Origin of the sequence: Methylobacterium sp. PvR107 (assembly GCF_017833295.1) — a bacterium.
Classification (GTDB): Bacteria; Pseudomonadota; Alphaproteobacteria; order Rhizobiales; family Beijerinckiaceae; genus Methylobacterium.
This window is the reverse complement of the sequence record NZ_JAFIBW010000001.1, coordinates 3,191,123-3,210,630: the sequence shown is the minus strand read 5'-3', so window position 1 is coordinate 3,210,630 and position 19,508 is coordinate 3,191,123. Positions and strand designations below refer to the sequence as shown.

General features: G+C 71.9%; 17 protein-coding genes, 1 tRNA gene and 1 pseudogene. 5 read left to right on the top strand and 14 right to left on the bottom strand.

The annotated features are described in order from the left end of the window. Positions 1-39 precede the first annotated feature (39 nt). Both JOE48_RS15190 and JOE48_RS15185 read left to right on the top strand, forming a co-directional pair. Positions 40-1,311, top strand: coding sequence for a thermonuclease family protein (locus JOE48_RS15190; protein ID WP_210031038.1), 1,272 nt, complete (start codon positions 40-42; stop codon positions 1,309-1,311). Between the two features lie 28 nt (positions 1,312-1,339). Next, positions 1,340-2,380 carry an aldose epimerase family protein gene (locus JOE48_RS15185; protein ID WP_210031036.1) on the top strand — a complete coding sequence of 347 codons (1,041 nt, stop codon included), beginning with the start codon at positions 1,340-1,342 and terminating at the stop codon, positions 2,378-2,380. Between the two features lie 578 nt (positions 2,381-2,958). Here the strand turns inward: JOE48_RS15185 and JOE48_RS15175 are convergent. The 6 genes from JOE48_RS15175 to JOE48_RS15150 form a co-directional block, all read right to left on the bottom strand. Next, positions 2,959-3,624 (bottom strand): hypothetical protein, encoded by a 666-nt coding sequence (locus tag JOE48_RS15175; protein ID WP_245252839.1) that lies wholly within the window; start codon positions 3,622-3,624, stop codon positions 2,959-2,961. A 24-nt stretch (positions 3,625-3,648) separates the two neighbouring features. After that, positions 3,649-3,999 carry a hypothetical protein gene (locus JOE48_RS15170; protein WP_210031034.1) on the bottom strand — a complete coding sequence of 117 codons (351 nt, stop codon included), beginning with the start codon at positions 3,997-3,999 and terminating at the stop codon, positions 3,649-3,651. A gap of 15 nt (positions 4,000-4,014) precedes the next feature. After that, positions 4,015-4,428: a hypothetical protein gene (locus JOE48_RS15165; protein WP_210031032.1), complete on the bottom strand. Its 414-nt coding sequence runs from the start codon at positions 4,426-4,428 to the stop codon at positions 4,015-4,017. A gap of 115 nt (positions 4,429-4,543) precedes the next feature. Further along, a complete protein-coding gene (locus JOE48_RS15160) occupies positions 4,544-5,065 on the bottom strand; it encodes an Hsp20/alpha crystallin family protein (protein ID WP_210031030.1) in 522 nt (173 codons plus the stop codon). 153 nt (positions 5,066-5,218) lie between these two features. Further along, positions 5,219-5,701 (bottom strand): Hsp20 family protein, encoded by a 483-nt coding sequence (locus JOE48_RS15155; RefSeq protein ID WP_210031025.1) that lies wholly within the window; start codon positions 5,699-5,701, stop codon positions 5,219-5,221. A gap of 246 nt (positions 5,702-5,947) precedes the next feature. After that, on the bottom strand, positions 5,948-8,596 hold the full coding sequence (locus JOE48_RS15150; RefSeq protein ID WP_210031022.1) for a DNA translocase FtsK: 2,649 nt from the start codon (positions 8,594-8,596) through the stop codon (positions 5,948-5,950). 167 nt (positions 8,597-8,763) lie between these two features. Here JOE48_RS15150 and mtnA point away from each other — a divergent pair, with 167 nt between their 5' ends. Next, the gene (gene mtnA / locus JOE48_RS15145; protein ID WP_210031019.1) at positions 8,764-9,867 is read left to right on the top strand and encodes an S-methyl-5-thioribose-1-phosphate isomerase; all 1,104 of its coding nucleotides are present in this window, start codon (positions 8,764-8,766) and stop codon (positions 9,865-9,867) included. A 189-nt stretch (positions 9,868-10,056) separates the two neighbouring features. Here the strand turns inward: mtnA and JOE48_RS15140 are convergent, their stop codons facing one another. The 6 genes from JOE48_RS15140 to pth all read right to left on the bottom strand — a co-directional run bounded on the left by JOE48_RS15140 (position 10,057) and on the right by pth (position 14,777). After that, positions 10,057-11,100, bottom strand: coding sequence for an aldo/keto reductase (locus tag JOE48_RS15140; RefSeq protein WP_210031018.1), 1,044 nt, complete (start codon positions 11,098-11,100; stop codon positions 10,057-10,059). A gap of 58 nt (positions 11,101-11,158) precedes the next feature. Beyond that, positions 11,159-12,148 carry a MaoC/PaaZ C-terminal domain-containing protein gene (locus JOE48_RS15135; RefSeq protein WP_210031017.1) on the bottom strand — a complete coding sequence of 330 codons (990 nt, stop codon included), beginning with the start codon at positions 12,146-12,148 and terminating at the stop codon, positions 11,159-11,161. A 194-nt stretch (positions 12,149-12,342) separates the two neighbouring features. Then, on the bottom strand, positions 12,343-13,440 hold the full coding sequence (gene ychF, locus JOE48_RS15130; protein WP_210031016.1) for a redox-regulated ATPase YchF: 1,098 nt from the start codon (positions 13,438-13,440) through the stop codon (positions 12,343-12,345). A 9-nt stretch (positions 13,441-13,449) separates the two neighbouring features. Next, complete coding sequence (locus JOE48_RS15125; RefSeq protein WP_210031011.1) at positions 13,450-13,890, bottom strand: PIN domain-containing protein; 441 nt, start codon at positions 13,888-13,890, stop codon at positions 13,450-13,452. An 83-nt stretch (positions 13,891-13,973) separates the two neighbouring features. After that, positions 13,974-14,123, bottom strand: coding sequence for a hypothetical protein (locus JOE48_RS30345; RefSeq protein WP_245252838.1), 150 nt, complete (start codon positions 14,121-14,123; stop codon positions 13,974-13,976). A 45-nt stretch (positions 14,124-14,168) separates the two neighbouring features. Continuing rightward, positions 14,169-14,777, bottom strand: a complete 609-nt coding sequence (gene pth, locus JOE48_RS15115) for an aminoacyl-tRNA hydrolase (RefSeq protein WP_210031008.1) — start codon at positions 14,775-14,777, stop codon at positions 14,169-14,171. A 236-nt stretch (positions 14,778-15,013) separates the two neighbouring features. On the opposite strand from pth, the gene JOE48_RS15110 reads away from it, so the two are divergent. After that, positions 15,014-15,244 carry a hypothetical protein gene (locus JOE48_RS15110; RefSeq protein ID WP_210031007.1) on the top strand — a complete coding sequence of 77 codons (231 nt, stop codon included), beginning with the start codon at positions 15,014-15,016 and terminating at the stop codon, positions 15,242-15,244. A 42-nt stretch (positions 15,245-15,286) separates the two neighbouring features. Here JOE48_RS15110 and JOE48_RS15105 read toward each other — a convergent pair whose 3' ends face one another. After that, entirely contained in the window at positions 15,287-17,491 is a 2,205-nt protein-coding gene (locus JOE48_RS15105) for an FUSC family protein (RefSeq protein ID WP_409518585.1), read from the bottom strand. A gap of 146 nt (positions 17,492-17,637) precedes the next feature. On the opposite strand from JOE48_RS15105, the gene JOE48_RS15100 reads away from it, so the two are divergent. Then, positions 17,638-17,714: transfer RNA gene (locus JOE48_RS15100), tRNA-Arg, on the top strand. Between the two features lie 380 nt (positions 17,715-18,094). Here the strand turns inward: JOE48_RS15100 and JOE48_RS15095 are convergent. Continuing rightward, a pseudogene (locus tag JOE48_RS15095) lies at positions 18,095-19,318 on the bottom strand (DDE-type integrase/transposase/recombinase). Positions 19,319-19,508 lie beyond the last annotated feature (190 nt).

The following is a 19,508-nucleotide window of genomic DNA, read 5'->3' as shown; positions in this document are numbered from 1 at the left end:
CCGTCGCGTGCGGCGCGTGGTGATGCCGGGATCGGGTGTATGACGTCTTCAACGGTGGTGGCGCAGCAGGAAGCGGGGCCGGCGCGTCCGGCGCTCGACGATCCCGGTCGCGCCGCCCTCCGCGCGGCGATCCGGGCCGAGATCGCCCGCGCCCGTCCGCGCCCGGTGGCCGTGCGGACGCTCGAACTCCTGGCGGAAGCCGCGACTCAGCCCGACGCGGCCGGCACCGGCCTGCGCGTGCTCGACCGGCACGGCGCCGTGCGCCTGCGCGGCGGTACATCCGAGCCGATGACGCTCGCCGACCTCGTCGCGGAGCTGCAGGAGCGGCATCCCGCCCTGTTCCTGCCGCCCGAGCCGGAACCGGAGGCGGTGCCGGTTGAGGAATCCCGGGATTCGCCGCTCCTGAGCGGCGCCTACGAGATGAAGGCCGCCACCGCGCGCTTCGTCGAGACCCAGTCGGAGCGCGCCCGCTCGCTGGCCGAGCGCTCCTCCGTGCAGGGCCGGGCGCTGGCGCAGAACGCGGCCGGCCGGTTCGCAACCCTGCGGACGAACCTGCGTGGCCGGCTGGCCCGTCCCGCCGGCGAGGCCGACGGGAATGCCGGGGTATCGGCCTCCGGATCGGACCCGGTGACGGCCTGGAATGCGGGCGCCGGCCGCTTCGGCGAGACCGTGCGCGACGGCGTCGAGCGGCTGCGCGATCGGTTGCGTTTCGGCCGGGACGATCTGGACGAAGGCGCCCGCCGGCAGCGCCGCTGGCTCGTGGGCGCGAGCGCGGCCGCCCTGGTGGCGGTCGTCGCGGCCGGGCTCGTCCTGGAGAACCGTCCGCCCGAGACGGCCCGGACCGCCGCCACCGAGCCGGCCGCCGCGCCGACGGGTACGCCGGGCGGCGCCGCCCGGGCCACGCCCCCGGCCGCTGCCCCCGCCGCCCCCGACACGGTGACCCCGCCCCCCGAGACCGGCGGCGATCCCGAGCCCGATACGCCGCCGTCGTCGCCCAATGCGGTGACCGGGCCGGTCCAGGTGATCGATACCGCCACCCTCAAGGTCGGCGGCAAGGTCGTCCATCTGTTCGGCGTTGAGTGGGTGCGGGGCGGTCAGGCGGACGAACTGGCCCGCTACATCGGCGGCCGGACGGTGACCTGCCAGCCCGCACCGGGCAGCGAGACCATGAACTGCCTCGTGGACGGGCGCGACCTCTCCGAGGTGGTGCTGTTCAACGGCGGCGGCCGCGCCTCCCCGGAGGCGAGCCCCGAGCTCGTCGCGGCCGAGGACCATGCCCGAAGCGAGCGGCTCGGCGTCTGGAAGCGCTAGACGCATCCCGGCGGCACGGAGAATCGGCATGCCGGGCGCAGTCTTCGGTCATATGGCGGACGGGCAGGCGGTCGGCCGCCACAGCCTGAGCCTCGGCAGCCTGCGCGTCGACATCATCGAGTTCGGCGCCGTCGTCACGCGGATCGCCGTGCCCGACCGGACCGGACGTTCGGCCAACGTCGTCCTCGGCCTCGACACGCTGAGGGGCTACGAGACCGTGAGCCCGAGTTTCGGCGCGGTGATCGGACGCTACGCCAACCGCATCGCGGGCGGTCGCTTCAGCCTCGACGGGCACAGCTACCACCTGCCGGTGAACGAGGGGCCCAACACGCTGCACGGCGGTCCGCAGAACTTCGGCAAGCGCCTGTGGCGGGTCGAGGGCTCCGACGCGACCAGCCTGGCCCTGGCCCTCCGCTCCCCGGACGGCGAGGAGGGGTTTCCGGGCAACCTCGAGGTCCGGGTGCGCTACAGCCTGCCCGCGGACGGCGTGCTGCGCATCGACTACGCGGCAACGACCGACCGCCCCACGGTTCTGAACCTCACCAACCACAGCTACTTCAACCTCGCGGGGGAGGGGACCGGGAGCGCCCTCGGCCACCTCGTGCAGCTCGAATCCGACGCCTTCACCCCGACGGACGCGACCCAGATCCCGACCGGCGCGATCTCGCCGGTCGCCGGCACCCCGTTCGACTTCCGCACGCCGTACCCGCTGGAGGCCCGCATCCGGGACGGCGACCCGCAGCTCGCCATCGCCAAGGGCTACGACCACACCTTCGTGCTGCGCGGTCCCGCCGGGACGCTGCGGCCGGCGGCCCGCTGCATCGATCCGACGAGCGGGCGCCGCCTCGACGTCTGGACCACCCAACCCGCGCTGCAGCTCTACAGCGGCAACAACCTCGACGGCACGCTGATCGGGCCGTCGGGCCGGATCTACCGTTCCGGCGACGGGGTCTGCTTCGAGACGCAGGACTTTCCGGACGCCCCGAACCAGCCGGCTTTTCCGTCAGCGGTGCTGCGACCGGGCGAGACCTTCGCGGCGACCACGGAATTCCGGTTCTCGGTGGCGTAGGCACCGATCTCCGCAGATCGGCTCATGGGAAGCGCGCCGCGCGGCCGGTCAGCGCCGGAACCCCACCCAGCCCCACTAGACCCGATGATGGGTGATGCGGCCGCCGCGAGGTCCATCACCGCGACGAGGTCGACCTGATCGCCCTGCGGCGTGGCGCGGGGATATTCCCGGGTGAGCTGCCGGCCGTCGGAGAAGAACGTCCCGGTGCGATACCAGCGGCCGAGGCCGTTCCCGACCTCGCGGAGCCCCGCCGCGGAGAACGGCCGGATCTCGGACCGGCCCCGCAGGATCCCGGAGGCCGCGTCCGTCAGCGCCATGAGGATCAGGGGCGATTCGAGGATCGCATCCGCGGCATAGCGGTCCATCAGCCCCTCGAGATCGCGGGCCACGACGGCCTCGTCCACGCCTGCCTCGACCGCATCGAGCGGGCGCACCACCTCGCCGGCCCGCTGGCGACCGCGCGGATGCGGGTGCTCTGCCCGCAAGGCTGGCTGCGGGGCGCGGTGACCGGCCGCGCCGTGCAGATCACGCCGAAGGGCAGGATCGCCCTGCGCACCGAGCTCAGCCTCGATCCGGCCTCATGCGGCGGCGCGCGTGAACGCCCGTGGCTCACAGTCCCATGAATCGCGCGCTCCTGAATCGTGTGCTCCCGACACGGGGCGCGCGGCCGCCGGCGCGGCGGGATGGGGATGCCACGTCTCGCCGAGCGCCCGGAGCGCCGCCTTCACGTCTTCGAGCCGCGACGGCTCGCCCTCGGCCATACCCTCGGCGGCGGCGACCTCCTTCAGGTACTCGTCCCAGGCCCAGCGCCGCAGGATCTCCCGCTTGCAAGGGCGCAGCAGCCGGGGATGGTCGCGCACGGCGGCCGGCGTGTCGAACACCGCCGCCGGGTTGACCAGGGCCCGCTCCAGATCGGGCAGCCCCGCGGAGGTCGGCGCGCCGGCACGCCGGTTCGAGCGCCAGACCCGCAGGGTCTTCGTCCGCGCCCTCCGCGCGGGCTCGGGCTCGGCGCTGTCGGCGAGGCCCTGGCGCTCGGCATAGGCCAGAGCCTGCGCCCGCGTCGGGAATGGCAGCACCACCTCCGTGGCGAGCGTGTCGGCCCGGGCGCGGCCCGCGGTCTCGACGGAAGGCCCGTAGCGGTGGATCCGCGCCCGCTGGCCGGCGAGCCACGGCGCGGCCGCCGCGGCGGGCGGGTTGTTGTGTCCGATTCCGATGGTCCGATCCTGCATGGTTTGATCCTGCATGGGTGCCTCCCTGTCGCGCCGCGCTCAGCCGGCGAAGAGGCCGAGGCGCGCCGCCGATTGCACGCCGAAGCTCGCCGCGAAGGCGAGCAGCGCGGCGTCCCAGGCGGTCAGGTGCGGGGCGTCGGCCGGCGGCCCGGCCTGCGTGATCGCCAGACCGAGCCAGACGAAGCCCGACACGCTCAGCAGGCCGGCGAGCACCCAGGGCAGGGCCGGCGCCGGGCAGGGCGCGGCCAGGGCGAGGCACAGCACGGTCGACGCGATCCAGCCGCCCAGCACGGCGCCGTCGGTGGCGCGGCCCTGGATTCTGGCCGACCCTCCGCGCCGGCTGCGCCGGGACCGGAGCCTGCGCCCGCCCTTCAGGTCGAAGGTCGTCATGGCAGGCCTCCCGGTTCAGTTCAGCGCGCGCCCGGCCGGGCCGCGCTGCCAGCGCCGCGTCAGGCTCCCGGGGCGCCGCGGATTGCCCGGCGCCGGAGGAGCGGCCGGTGCCGCGCCGTCGTCGAGCGCCTGGAGCGCGGCCAGGATCGTGTCGAGCGGCACGGGTTCGGCCCGGCAGCCCGGCAGGCAGCGCAAGCTCGGGCAGGACTCGACCGCGCACGCGTCCGAGGCCCAGGAGGCCAGGATCGCCCGCTTCTCGGCCCGCGACAGGCCCGGATAGCCCAGCACCTCGCGCGGATGGCGGAAGACATCCCCCGGCGCCACGAAGGCTTCGAACGGCTCGATCGCCGGCGGCCTGAGGCTGGCGGCCGCCACCGGACCGAGGCGCTCGATGTCGGGCTGGAGGGACAAGGATTCGATCGGCTGCATGCAATCCTCCACGTGAGCAAAGGCTGGCGCGGCCGGCACGCCCGCTCGGGACGCGCCGGCCGCTGCGTCCTGCGTTCAGCCCGCGGCCGCCGGGGCAGCCGCGTTCGCTGTTGGCTCAGTGCTTGGCGGCCGAGGCCGCGCTGCCGTTGATCGCGATCCGGCGTCGGCGATCCGGCGCCTCGGCGGCCCGCGGCAGGGTCACGGTGAGGACACCGTTGCGGAACGTCGCCTCGGCCTTGTCCTCCTCCACCGGCACGGGGAGGGCGATCGACCGCTCGAAGCGGCCGTAGCTGCGTTCCGTGTAGCCGCGCGCCGCGTCGGTGGTCTGCGCGCGCTTCTCACCCTTGAGGGTCAGGACGCCGTCGGCGATCAGGAGCTCCACGTCCTTCTCGTCGAGCCCGGGAAGCTCGGCGGAGACCCGCAGCGCGCCGTTCTCCTCCACCAGCTCGACATGCGGCCAGCCGAGGCTGCGGCCCGCCAGGCTCGGCAGGCTGCCGAACCCGCTGAACACATCGTCGAACAGCCGGTTCATCTCGCGGTGCAGTGTCAGGAAGGGGCTGGCCGCCTCGCCCGACACGGGGGCCGGCGCGGGGGCCGGGGTGGTGCGGTTCCAGGGGATCAGATCTCTCACGCTCATGGTCCTATCTCCATCGCAAGCGATGCCGTCATGGGAACAGGCCCGCGGGTCCGCGGACCCGTGAGACATGTCGATGGGCGGCCGCGGCGGCGCCCGGGCAGGGGGCCGGGCCGCCGGCCCTCCAGCGGCCGCCAGTGCTCAGGCCGCCAAGAATCAGGCTGCTTGGGCCTCGCGGGCGATCTGCGCCGGCTCGTTGTCCTGGCTGGACACGCTCGTCGTGCCGCCGATGGCGATGCGGCGGGGCTTCAGGGCCTCCGGCACCTCGCGTCTCAGCGCGACGGTGAGCAGACCGTTCTCCAGGGACGCGCCCACGACCTTCACGTGCTCGGCCAGGTTGAACGTCTGGCGGAAGCTGCGTGCCGCGATCCCGCGGTAGAGGAAATGCGTCCCGCCCTCCGGGGCGGCCTTCTGGCCCGAGACCAGGAGCGTGGTGTCCTGCTGGGTCAGGTCGATCTCGTCGGCCGTGAAGCCCGCCACCGCCATGGTGATGCGGTACTGGTCCTCGGCGACCCTCTCGATATTGTAGGGCGGCCAGGCGGCCGATGTCTCGACGCGGTCGGCCTGATTGAGCAACTCCAACAGACGGTCGAACCCGATGGACGACCGGAACAGGGGCGAAACGTCGTAAGTCCTCATAACCACATCCTCCGACGAGCAACGTGACTACAAGCGACGCCGGACACCGTGCCCGGCGCCCTCGCTGCGAGCCCGTTTCCAGGCCTCGCACGCGCGTAACGTGCGGGTGGCGGAGAGGTTCCGGGCCGAGCGCGAATTTTTTCGCTTTGGCCGACGGGTATTTGGGTGGGGCGATCGGTCCGGCGTGTCTCCATCCCCCGCAGGGGGGGAGGGGGAGCTGTGGACGCGGCGGTGACGTCAGAAGCCTCAGCCGACCGCGTCTTCCACCAGGATCTCGCGCTTGCCGGCATGGTTGGCCGGGCCGACGATGCCCTCGACCTCCATCCGCTCCATGAGCGAGGCGGCGCGGTTGTAGCCGATCTGCAGGCGGCGCTGGATGTAGCTGGTCGAGGCCTTCTGGTCGCGCAGAACCACCTGCACGGCCTGGTCGTAGAGGTCGCCGCTGGCCTCGCCGAACGAGCCCTGGTCGAACACCGTGCCGTCGAGTTCGAGCTCCGTCGCGCCGGCCTTCCCCTTACCGCCCTTCTCGGGCGCGCCCTCCTCGTCGTCGGCGGTGACGGCGTCGAGGTAGCTGGGCCGGCCCTGGCGCTTGAGGTGGGCGACCACGCTCTCGACCTCGCTGTCCGAGCAGAACGGCCCGTGCACGCGGGTCGTGCGCCCGCCGCCGGCCATGAACAGCATGTCGCCCTGACCGAGCAGCTGCTCGGCGCCCATCTCGCCCAGGATCGTGCGGCTGTCGATCTTGCTGGTCACCTGGAAGCTGATCCGGGTCGGGAAGTTCGCCTTGATCGTGCCGGTGATCACGTCCACCGACGGCCGCTGCGTCGCCATGATCAGGTGGATGCCGGCCGCCCGCGCCATCTGGGCGAGACGCTGGATCGCGCCCTCGATGTCCTTGCCGGCCACCATCATCAGGTCGGCCATCTCGTCGACCACGATCACGATGTACGGCAGCGGCGCCAGGTCCATCGCCTCGTCCTCGTACACCGCCTCGCCGGTATGGCGGTCGAAGCCGGTCTGCACGGTCCGGGTCAGGACCTCGCCGCGCGCCGCCGCCTCGGCGACCCGGGCGTTGTAGCCGTCGATGTTGCGCACCGCGATCTTGGACATCTTCTTGTAGCGCTCCTCCATCTCGCGCACGGCCCATTTGAGGGCGATCACCGCCTTCTTGGGGTCCGTGACGACCGGGGAGAGCAGGTGCGGGATGCCGTCGTACACGGACAGCTCCAGCATCTTGGGATCGACCATGATCAGGCGGCATTCCTCCGGCTTGAGCCGGTAGAGCAGGCTGAGGATCATGGTGTTGATCGCCACCGATTTGCCGGAGCCGGTGGTGCCGGCGACCAGGAGGTGGGGCATGCGCGCGAGGTCGGCGATGATCGGCTCGCCACCGATGTTCTTGCCCAGACACAGAGCCAGCTTGTGCTTGCTCTCGGCGAAATCGGCCGACGCGAGCAGCTCGCGCAGGTACACCGTCTCGCGCTTGGCGTTCGGCAGCTCGATGCCGATGGCGTTGCGGCCGGGCACGACCGCGACGCGGGCCGAGACCGCCGACATGGAGCGTGCGATGTCGTCGGCCAGCGCGATCACGCGGCTGGACTTGGTGCCGGGGGCGGGCTCGAGCTCGTAGAGGGTGACGACCGGGCCGGGCCGCACCGCCAGGATGTCGCCGCGCACGCCGAAATCGCCCAGCGTCGCCTCCAGCATCGTGGCGTTCTGCTCCAGGGCGTCCGCCGAGACCTGGCTCGCCGGGGAGGGGCCGCGCGGTGCGGCCAGCAGGTCGAGGGCCGGTAGGGCGTAGTCTTCCGGACGGGTCGGCGGCGCGGCCGCGCGGCGGGCCGGCACCGGCGCGGCGGGCGGCGGGGCGACGCGGGACGCGGCGGCCTCGGGCTGCGGCGGGGTCGGGCCCTGCGGCGCCGCGAACGCCTCCGCCTCGTCTTCCTCGTCGTGCAGCGGCACGGCCCGGCGGGCGGCCTGGTCGGGCGACGCGTCCCGCGCGTCGAACACGGGCTCGCGCCGGGCCGCGCCCGGCCGGGCGTCCTCGGGCAGGTGGTCGGCCCAGGGCAGGTCCGCATCCGTGAAGGCCCGCCGGGCCGCGAGGGCGGGCGAGGCGCCGTCGAACGGCTCGGCCCGGTCCGCGCGCCAGGTCGCGATCCGCTCGGAGGCGGCGTGGCGGAGGCCCATCAGCCCCTGCGCCAGGGCGCCGACCCCGACAAGCCCGAGGCTCGGCTCGTCGGCATCCTCGCGCTCGTCGCGGCCCGAATCGCGGCCCCGCACCGGCGCACGCCGGACGGGGTAGGGCTCGTCGTGGAGGGAGTCCTCCTCCACGGCCCCGAAGCGGCAGGCGCCGGTCAGGCTGAGAATCGCCACCGCGGCGTAGCCGAAGCCGACGAGATGCGCGGCCGCCGACGAGACCGCCCCGACGATCGCCCGGGCCATCGACAGCAGGCCGTCGCCGGCCACGCCGCCGAGGCCCGTGGGCAGCGGCCAGCGCGTCGTCGGCGGCAGCGCGCTCGCCACCGCGCTCGCCGCGCAGAATCCGATGATCCAGAGGGCGATGCGCAGCCCGCCGTCAGGGAGGTTGCGCTCGCGCATCAGCCGCACGCCCCAGAGGACCGGCGGCAGCACGAAGGCGAGGGCGCCGAGGCCGAGGATCTGCATGGCCAGATCCGCCACGACGGCGCCCGGCTGGCCGAGGACGTTGTGGGCGGCATGGTCGGTGGCGTGGTTCAGGCTCGGGTCGTCGATCGACCACGTGGCCAGAGCCACGGTCAGGGCGACCGCGCCGGTGAACAGCACGAGGCCGCCGAGTTCCGTCAGGCGCTTGCCCAGGAACGGGCGAACGCTGTCGACGAAAGTGTCGTAGGGCGATGCGGGACGGCGAAGCGAGCGCATGCGGGACCGGACGCAAAACGGGGACTTACCCCGAAGGCTAGGCACGGGGGCCTTAACGAGCCGCTAAGGTTGAGGAAGGCTGACCGGTCCCCAATCGGGCGTCCCCAGGCCGGTGCCGGGTCATCCGGAGGGTGCAAAACCCGTCCCGCTGTGGCACAGGACCGGCCATGAATATCGACGGCCAGCCCTACCGCACGATCTTCCCGGACCCGGACGGCGTCAGCGTCCAGGTCATCGACCAGACGCGCCTGCCCTTCGCGTTCGAGCTGAGGCGGCTGGCGACCCTGGACGACGCCGCGGTGGCGATCCGCTCCATGGTGGTGCGCGGCGCGCCGCTGATCGGCGTCACCGCCGCCTACGGGCTGGCGCTGGCCATGCGCGAGGACGCCACCGTTGCCGGGATCGACCGGGCGGTGGCGACGCTCGCCGCCACCCGCCCGACGGCGATCAACCTGCGCTGGGCGCTCGACCGGGTCTCGGCCAACCTGCGGCAGGCGCAGCCGGGCGAGCGCTTCGCCCGCGCCTTCGCGGAGGCCGGCCGCATCGCCGAGGAGGACGTGGCGAGCTGCCGCTCGATCGGCGCCTATGGCGGCCAGATCATCGCCGACCTGCACACGGCCAGGGGCGGCGGCAGGCCGATCACGGTGCTGACCCATTGCAACGCCGGCTGGCTCGCCACGGTGGATTGGGGCACGGCGCTGGCGCCGATCTACGCCGCCCACGAGCGGGGCGTGCCGGTCCACGTGCTGGTCGACGAGACCCGGCCGCGCAGCCAGGGCGCCGCGCTCACGGCCTTCGAGCTGAACGGCCACGGCGTGCCGCACACGGTGATCGCCGACAATGCCGGCGGCCACCTGATGCAGCACGGCCAGGTCGATCTCTGCATCGTCGGCTCGGACCGGACCACGGCCTCGGGCGACGTCTGCAACAAGATCGGCACCTACCTGAAGGCGCTGGCGGCCCGCGATACCGGCGTGCCGTTCTACGCGGCGCTGCCGTTCTCGACCATCGACTGGACGCTGGACGACGGCGTGAAGGAGATCCCGATCGAGGAGCGCGACGGCCGCGAGGTCACCCACATGACCGGGCGGCTCGCCGATGGCGGCTTCGCCACGATCGAGGTGGTCTCGCCCGGCAGCCCCGTGGCCAACCCGGCCTTCGACGTCACGCCGGCCCGGCTGATGACCGGGATCATCACCGAGCGCGGCGTCTGCGACGCGAGCCGCGAGGGCCTGTACGGGCTCTATCCGGAGCGTCGGAACGCGGCGTGAGAGCCCGGTTCGGCGTTGTTCCGGCGCCTGATCCCGAGCGACACTGAGGCGGTGCCGGGCCCCGTGCCGGACCTCCGACCGGCCGCCTCATCCTGAGGTGCCCGAGCGCAGCGGAGGCTCCGGGGCCCGCTGGCGCGGGCCCATCGGGCGGAGGGGGCGGATCGGATGGGGCCGCGCGATCCGGTTGCCTCAGCGCACGCCGGGCCGGCCCGATTCCGCGAGCTGCTGCGCCCGGACGCCCTGGCGCTCGAACATCCAGCCCGGATACTCCGCCGGCAGGGCGCTCACCGCGTCGAGGGCGTCGAGTTCCTCGCCGGTGAGGCTGAGTTCGGTCGCCGCGATGTTGTCCTCCAGCTGATCGAGGCGCTTGGCCCCCACGATGACGCTGGTCACCGCCTTGCGGTGCAGGAGCCACGCGAGGGCCACCTGCGCCACCGAGACGCCGCGCGCCTCCGCCACGGTGCGCATCGCGTCGATGCAGGATTCGGCCCGGGGCCGGTCGACCGGCGGGAAATCGAAGCTTGCGCGCCGTCCCTCGCCCGCGCCGCCGGCATACTTGCCGCTGAGCAGGCCGCCGGCGAGCGGGCTCCAGACCAGGAGGCCAAGCCCCTCCGAGCGCAGCATCGGGACGATCTCGCGCTCCAGGTCGCGGCCGGCGATGGAATAGTAGGCCTGCAGGGTCTCGAAGCGGGCGAGGCCGGCCCGCGCGCTGATCCCCAGCGCCTTCACGATCTGCCACGCCGCCCAGTTCGAGACGCCGACATAGCGGACGTGGCCGTGCTGGACGAGGATGTCGAGCGCCCGCACCTGCTCCTCGATCGGCGTCGCCGGGTCGAAGCCGTGGATCTGGTAGAGGTCGATATGGTCGAGCTGGAGCCGCTTCAGGCTCGCCTTGCAGGCGTCGATCAGGTGCAGGCGCGAGGCGCCCTTGGCGTTGGCGCCCGGGCCCGTCGGCCCGTAGCCCTTGGTGGCGACGACGACGCTGTCGCGCGGGACCTTGAGATCGCGCAGGGCCTGGCCGGTGATCTGCTCCGAGAGCCCTTCGGCGTAGACGTCGGCCGTGTCGATGAAGTTGATCCCGGCCTCGAGCGCCCGCCCGACGAGGCGCCCGGCCTCCGTCTGGTCAAGGGCGCCGATCTGGCGCCACATCCCGGCCCCGCCGCCGAAGGTCATGGTGCCGAGGCAGAGTTCGGAGACGAACAGCCCCGTGTTGCCGAGCTTCTTCTGGTACATGCCTGCCTGATCCTGTCCGTTTCCCTGGCGACAACGCGCGGCACCGGGCCCGGTGCGCTCAGGGCTCCCAGCGATGGAACACGGCGCTGTCGAAGGCGAAGACCGGCTCGCCGCGCTGGTTCACCCCGGTGTTGCGGGCAAAGGCCAGGCCCCAGCCCGGCCGCGAGGCCGAGGCGCGCTTGTCGGTGAGTTTCGCGCTGAACCGGACCGTGTCGCCCGCGTAGACGGGCTTCAGCCAGCGCAGATTCGTGAACCCCGGGGAGGGGCCGGCCTCGGGCACCGGCCCGCGGGCGGCCGTATAGGCTTCGTCGCGGGCGCGGGTGGTGAGCATCCGGTTCATATAGGCGGCGGCCGTGTGCCAGCCGGAGGCGCAGAGGCCGCCGAAATGGCTGCGCCTGGCCGCCTCGGGATCGAGGTGGAAGGCCTGCGGGTCGTAGGCCCGCGCGAAGGCCACGATCGCCTCGGCGGTGAACGCGTAGGCGCCCAGCTCCCGCACGGCGCCGATCTCGGCATCCCGCAGGAACGGCAGGATCTCGGCGTCGTCCGGCTCGGTGACCGGGCCGGGCTCCCCGATCGCGACGGGCCGCGGGGGTAGGGGATCGGTGCCGCGGCGGGCCAGCATGAAGGTGAAGCGCTGGGCCAGCACCGCCTCGCCGCGCTGGTTGTCGAGGGCGACCTCGGCGGTCACGAAGCCGAGGCCGGGCTTGGTGGCCGAGTCGCGCATCCCCACGACCCGGAAGGTCAGGGTCAGGGCGTCGCCGGGCAGGACCGGGGCGAGCCAGCGCAGCTCGTCGATCCCCGGCGCGCCCATCGACGAGCCGCCCTTGAACGGACCCTGCTGGAGCAGCCGCATCCCGAGCGCCGCCGTGTGCCAGCCCGAGCCGATCAGCCGGCCCACGAAGGTCGTCTCGGCGGCCGTCTCGTCGAGGTGGAACGGCTGGAAGTCGAAATCCTTCGCGAAGCCCACGATGGCGTCGCGGGTGACCGTCAGCGGCTCCCCGACGATCACGTCACCGACGGAGAAGTCTTCGAGGGCGGGGTCCGGCATGGCGGGCTCGTCTCGTTGATCAGCGGGGCGGGGAGTCGATTCGCCACCGGGACGTTCGCCCCACCGCCGTCTTTGCGGGCGGAGCGAAGCCATCCAGCGGTGCCACGTTTACCGGGGTCGCGCCGCCCCTGGTTGCGTCGCTCCGCCCGCCAGGACGGGGAAGAGGCACACGCGCCGTGCTGACAGCACCGACTTCAATTGGCGAAGCGGAAATGCAGCACGTCGCCGTCCTGCACCGCGTATTCCTTGCCTTCGAGCCGCAGCTTGCCGGCGTCCCGGGCCCCGGCCTCGCCGTTCAGCGTCGTGTAATCCTTGAACGCGATGGTCTCGGCGCGGATGAAGCCCTTCTCGAAATCCGAGTGGATCACCCCGGCCGCCCCGGGCGCGCGGGTGCCCTTGGTGATCGTCCAGGCCCGGGCCTCCTTCGGGCCGACCGTGAAGTAGGTCACGAGGCCGAGGAGGCCGTAGCCGGCGCGGATCACCCGGTTGAGGCCCGGCTCGGTGAGCCCCACCGCCTCCAGGAACTCGGCTTGGTCGGCTTCCGGCATTACGGCGATCTCGCTCTCGATCTTGGCCGAGACCACCACGGCGACGGCACCCTCGGCCTTAGCGCGGGCGACGACCGCGTCCGAATAGGCGTTGCCCTTGTCGGCGTCGCCTTCATCGACGTTGCAGACGTAGAGCACGGGCTTGGCGGTCATCAGGCCAAGCGACTGGAACAGCTTCTCCTCGTCGGGCTTGCGCTCCACCAAGCGGGCCGGCTTGCCGTCGCGCAGGAGCGGGAGCGCCCGGTTGACGAGGTCGAGAATCTCCTTGGCCTCCTTGTCGGCGCCCTTGGCCTTCTTCTCCAGCGACAGGGCGCGGCGCTCCAGGCTGTCGAGGTCGGCGAGCATCAGCTCGGTCTCGATGGTCTCGATGTCGGCGGCCGGATCGACCTTGCCCTCCACGTGGGTGACGTCGCCGTCCGTGAAGCAGCGGACCACGTGGGCGATGGCGTCGACCTCGCGGATATTGGCCAGGAACTGGTTGCCCAGGCCCTCACCCTTGGAGGCGCCGCGCACGAGGCCGGCGATGTCCACGAAGGTCAGCCGCGTCGGGATGATCTCCTTCGACGACGCGATCCGGGCGAGTTCCGTCAGTCGCGGGTCCGGCACCGCCACCTCGCCGACATTCGGCTCGATGGTGCAGAACGGGTAGTTCGCCGCCTGGGCGGCCGCCGTCTGCGTCAGCGCGTTGAAGAGGGTCGACTTGCCGACGTTCGGCAGGCCGACGATGCCGCATTTGAAGCCCATGGATCGGTCCTAGTGTTCGGTCACGACGGCCTCGGGGCCGACCATGAATGGGTTGAGGATGGTGGTGCCGCGGACCGTGCGACCGTGCTGGTAATCCTCCGGAAGAAGATAGCGGCACCCGGCGCGCCTCGCAGCTGCGAAAATGATGCACGCCCACCACTGGACGATGGTCTCGGTCCGGATCGACCAAGCCCGCGTGATGAGTTCGAGATCGGTTGCGCCCTGGGAAAAGGGCTGCAGCTCCAGCGCCGGCCGCCGCATCGCTGCGCTGTCGACGGCGACCTTCCCGCGGAGGACCGCATTGTCGATCTCGCCGAGCACCGGCGGACTCACGACGAGGGCCTCGCGGGCCGCGAGCGTGTGCGTGGCCGGCCGTTGCTTGTTCGGAAAACGGTCGTCGCGGGCATACAGGAACACGTTCGTGTCGACGAAGACCAGATCAGTCGTCATCGTAGAGTTGATCCCGGGTCGGAGCCTTACCGTTCGCGTCCAGAACGTGGAGGGGCGGTCCGGCCAGGAACCGCTCGATCGCCTCACGCTGCGTCAGCGGTCGGCCCACCCGCTGCTCGACCGCCTCGGCGATGAAGCGCGACAGGCTGCGACAGGCTCTTGCCGTCGCGCGCGGCGGCGACGCGCGCCCGCTGCAGCAGGGCCTCGCTCATCGTCACGGTGACGTTCTTCATGGCAGCCTCCGAGGCCGATCCATATCGTGTCCCCGTGTTTTCGTGTCAATTTTTCGCGCCGAGCGTCTTCACGTCGTCCCAGCCGCGGCCCGCCATGGCGAGGTGGACCTTGTTCTGGAAGCTCGCATCCTCAGCCGCCGCCAGTAGCGCGGCGTGGTCGGCCACGGCCCGGCAGAGATCCTCGACCCAGGGCAGCTCGGCCTTGCCGAAATCGTTCAGCACGTAGGAATGGACCAGCGCCTTGTCGCCGGGATGGCCGATGCCGAGCCGGACCCGGCGATACTCGTTGCCGCATTGCGCGGTGATCGAGCGCAGGCCGTTATGGCCGGCATTGCCGCCGCCGACCTTCACCCGCAGCTTGGCCGGGGCAAGGTCGAGCTCGTCATGGAGCACGATCACGTCGCCGAGGGGGATCTTGTAGAAGCGCTGCGCCTCCGAGACCGAACGGCCCGACTCGTTCATGAAGGTCGAGGGCTTCAAGAGAATCGCCCGTTCCGTGCCCAGCACGACCTCGGCGGCCTCGCCCTGGAACCGGTGCCGGAACGGGCTCGCCCGGTGCTGCCGGGCGATGGCGTCGACGGCGAGGAAGCCGATATTGTGCCGGTTGCCCGCGTAGCGCGCGCCCGGGTTTCCGAGGCCGACGATCAGCCGCATGGTGGTTGCATCCCTTTCAGGCCGCGGTCTCTGGCACGCTTCCGCGCGCGGCGCATCCCCCGTGCGCCAGCGCACGGCGTCGGACGAACCCGGAGCAGTACATCTCCGTTGAGAGGTCACATTCGGCCAAGCAAAGCCCGAGTGATCAAGACCGCCGCACCGACGATCTTCCTCACCCGACACGGTTGACCGGATGACTTCCCGTTGAAGTCATACGAAGACACCAGGAGATCATCATGACGATCCGCATGCTCGCTGCCGCCGCCCTGGTCGCCGCGGCCGCCACGCCGGCCCTCGCGCAGGGCCTGGACTCGAAGCACTCGCCCTACCCGGCCTCCGCCTATTCGGGCTGGATCGGCAACGCCGCGGTGGCGTCGCAGGCCCCCGCCGCCTATGGCCGGCCGCTCGCCTACCGCTATTCCGGCCCGCATGCCGGCGGCCCGGCCAACGCCCTGCCGCGGTACTGACGCCGCGGGCCCCGGATCGTCCGGGGCCACCGCCGCGTCGGGCTAACGGGTCACCGGCACCGCCGGCGGCCCGGGCGGCGCGGTCATCCCGGCCGCGACCGCCGCCCGGATCTGACCGGGACGCAGCGTCCCGGTCAGAAGATCGACCTGGCTCACCAGCCGGGTCAGGGACTGACCCTGGTTCAGATCGGGCCGATCCGGCAGCGGCCGGTCGGCGCCGAGCGCCGCCAGCGTCGCGGTGATCCAGCGCCGCCAGATCTCCGCCTTCGGGTCCGCGGCCTCGGGGGCATGCCGCAGCACGGTCAGCCGGGCGCTGATCCGGCGCAGGGTCGCGTCGGCCACGAGGGCGGATTCCACCTCCGGATGGTGGCCGGCCCGGGGCTGCTGCAGGGCGCGCGACAGCGCCGCCTCCAGATCGTTGAGGGCGAGGCCGGCCGCGCGGGTGCTGGCCAGGAGCGCGGCCTCCCGCTCCGGCCCGGGGCCTGCGCGCAGCACGGCCTCGGCGAAATCCGCATGGGCCTTGAGCGCCCGGCGCAATTCCTGGCGGACCTGGTCGGGTTCCCAGATCGGCCAGAGCACCAGGCAGCTCGCCACCGCGATCAGCCCGCCGAGCACCGTGAAGCCCGCCCGCATGGCGACGATCTCCCAGGAGCTGTGGCCCGGCTCGAGCAGCTCGACCAGCAGGACCACGAGCGGGGTCAGGCAGGTGACGAAGAGGCCGTAGGAGATCTGGCGCGCCGCGAAGCCGACCACGCTGAGCACGAGGATCAGCCCGGCCTCCATCAGCGGGGTCGTGGCGTAATAGGCGAGCACCGCGCCCGCGAGCCCGCCCAGCACCGTGCCGCCGATCCGCTCCAGGGCCCGCTGCCACGTTGCCGCGTAGAAGGGCTGCATGGTCAGCACCACGGTCATCACCAGCCAGTGCGTGAAGGCGCCCGCGTAGCTCAGGGTGGCGGCGAGCGCCGGCGCCGCGACCGCACTCGCCCGGAGCGCGTGGCGCAGGTTCGGCGAGGCCAGGGTGAAGTTCTGCTGCAGCGGCCCGATATAGCGGGTCCAGCGGTCGAGGCGGCCGCCCTCGGTGAGCGTGCCGCCGGGCCGGTAACCCTCCGGCGCCGAGAGCTTGGCGCCGATGCGCACCCGCCCGACGATCCGGTCGGCGAGCCCCGCCAGGGTCGGATCCTCCGCCAGGCCCTCAGCCGTCCGCGCGATGGAATGTTCCAGGCGGCCGAGGTCGAGGTCGACATCGTCGCGGATCGCCCGGGCGATGGTCACCAGCAGGGGGCGCAGGCGCCGCAGGAAGGCTTTTGCCAGCGCCCGGCGACGCGTGTCGGGCCGGCTGTCGATCAGCTCGCCCACGGCGATCAAGGCGGAAAAGATCTGCTCGGCGCTCTCCAGGCGCAGCAGCGCCTGGGCGGTGCGGTCCGAGACGCGCTCCCGGGAGCGGGCGAGGTCGAGGATCATGGTCCGCGCGGTCTCGATGCGCGCCCGCACGCCCCGCCGGTGGCCGCGGGCATGGCCGTCGAAGGCGGCCGTGTCGGGCTCCGGCAGGGCGACGAGCCGCTCGAGATCGCCGCAGAGGCGCGCGAGGTCGTGCCAGACCTCCGCCACCGCCCGGTGGGCCGGCCGGTAGGGATGCAGCCGCCAGATCACGAGGGCCAGGAAGGTCGCCCAGAGACCGCCGGCCGCGAACATCAGCACGGTGATGCCGGCCTGTTCGGGGGTGAGCGGCCGGTCGAGGGCGATGCACAGCACCACAACGAGGACGTTGCCGGCTGACTGCGCCTGCAGGCTCCAGACCCGCGCATACGCGCAGGCGAAGATCAGCGCGCAGGCGACAGGGACGACGACGGCCAAGCCCAGCGGCAGGAGCAGGCCGAGCCCGGCCCAGAGCAGGCCGCCGAGCAGCGAGAAGGCGGTGAGCACGCGCAGGCGCGCCCGCATCGGCCCGCCATTGTCGCAGAAGCAGGCGAGGTTGGCGGCGAGCGCCATGGTCAGCAGCGGCGGCCACTGCACCCAGATGTTGATCAGGATGACGACGCCGAACGCGAAGGCGGCGCGCACGCCCTCCACGAGGCGCAGGCCCCGGAGATCGAGGCCCATCGGCAGGCGCCGCAGATCCGCGCCGGGCCGGTTCTGGCTGCCCCGGCCCGCGGCGAGCCGGCGGCGCCGGGCGCGCGCGGATGGCGGTTCTGTGGGGCTCGGCGCGGGCAAGTTCGGTCTCCGGACACGGGCACGGCGCCCCGGCATGAACCGCATCCGGGCCTGTCCGGATCCGTCCCGCTGCGCAAGGCCCCCGCCGCGCGCAGGCGGGATCCGTGCCGGCCGGTGCGTGCGCCCGCGCGGGTGCTTGACCCTCGGGCGAGCCCGTGGCTTCTGGGGCCGCCTGGCCTCCAGACTCCGTAGCTCAGCTGGATAGAGCAGCCGCCTTCTAAGCGGCAGGTCGTAGGTTCGAGCCCTACCGGGGTCGCCAGGATTAAGCCCGAGATGTCAATGACGTGGCGGGTTTTTCTTTGCGACGCAGGCCGTTTCTGGGCCCGCAACACGTCGCAACACAGATCGTTTTTTTACATCGAGTCACGCTGTGAGCCGACGCGATTGCGGCTGCTCCACGCAACACGGGCGCAACACGAAGGGCATTGCCGAGAGCGCTCTGTGAGATGTCCGCCAGGGTTCAGACAGCTAGTCCGACGCATGAGCGTTGAGGCTTGAGCGCGCCCGCTTGGCCGCTCGCTGACGAGGTGGCCGGCTCAGTCCGGTGCCCGCGCCGGAGGGTCTTTGTCCGTCGTCAGATGATTTGAGACGGTTTGCGTTTCTCAGGAGCGGAGGCCCTGGTCCCTCTGGGTTGAGAGGTTAGGCAGCCTGCGCGTGATGGCGCAAGCGGCGATCCATGAGGGTCTGACGCTTGATCCGTGCCCGCTCCTGCAGGATAGCCTCGCCGCGGCCGAAGTAGACGTCGGCCGGGGTGAGGTTGCCCAGGCTCTCGTGAGCCCGGAGATGGTTGTCGTGCGCGACGAAGTCGGCAACCCGCGCCTCCAGCTCGCCTGGCAGGTGAGCGTGCTCGAGCAGGATGCGGTTCTTGAGCGTCTGGTGCCAGCGCTCGATCTTGCCCTGGATCTGCGGATGGCGGGGCGCACCGCGGATGTGGGTCATGCCGCGGCTGTTGAGCCAGTCAGCCAAGTCACTCGCGACGTCGCTCGATCCGTTGTCGGTGAGCAGCCTGGGACGATGCACGACATCCACCTGATCGAGGCCAGCGGTGGTCAGCGCCAAGTCGAGCGTGGCGCCGACGTCGCAGGCCTGCATCGTCGTGCCCAGCTTCCACGCCACGATGCAACGCGGGAAGTCGTCCAGTACCGTCGACAGGTAGTACCAGCCCCATCCAACGACCTTCAGGTCGGTGAAGTCCGTCTGCCAGAGTTGGTTGGGCGCGGTGGTCTTGTCGCGGAACGCGTCGGCGGCCTTGACGACGATGTAAGCCGGGTTGGTGATCAGGTCCTGGGCCTTGAGTAGGCGGTAGACGGTCGCCTCCGAGACGAAGTAGCGCCGCTCATCGGTGAAGCGCACCGCCCACGCGCGCGGGCTGAGTTCCGGCTGCTCCAGCGCGAGGGCGACGATCTGATCGCGGATCTCTTCGGGCAGGCGGTTCCAGATCCGGCCGGGTCGGGACGGGCGATCCGCCAAGGCCCCGGGGCCGTTGCGCCGATAGGCGTCGTCCCCAGCCGCGGTCATACTTCTTGTCAGCAGGCGGTTCTCCAGGACGAGATCGGCCACGACCTCCTTCGGCGCACCCGCCTCGCGGCGCAGGTCCTTGACCTCATCGGCGGTCGCGGCTCGGGCCGTGTCGCCAGCCAGCCGCTTCTTGCCGGCTTCCAGGAACTCCTTGGATCAGCCGTCGTATATCGAGCTGGCGATGCCCTCGCGCCGGCACAGCTCGGCGATGCTGTCCTCGCCGCGCAAGCCCTCCAGTACGATGCGGATCTTCTCCTGGGCCGAGAACTGTCGGCGTGTCGCGCGGCGGATGGCCTTGGTCACGGCTTCTGCCGGCTTCCGCGCCGGCCCGGATGTCTGTTTCATCTTCGCTCCTGGGGGCTACGATGAACCAGCCATCCTCCGTTCGTGAAGACCCTCAATCTGTCCCAAGCGTGCTGACGGCGGACAAATCAACCTGCCCCTACGCGACAAGAGCAGCCGCTATGATCGTAGGACGGATCCGAATGGCGGATCTCAATGGCGGCCGACAAGGGACGGAACCGCTCATCCGGCG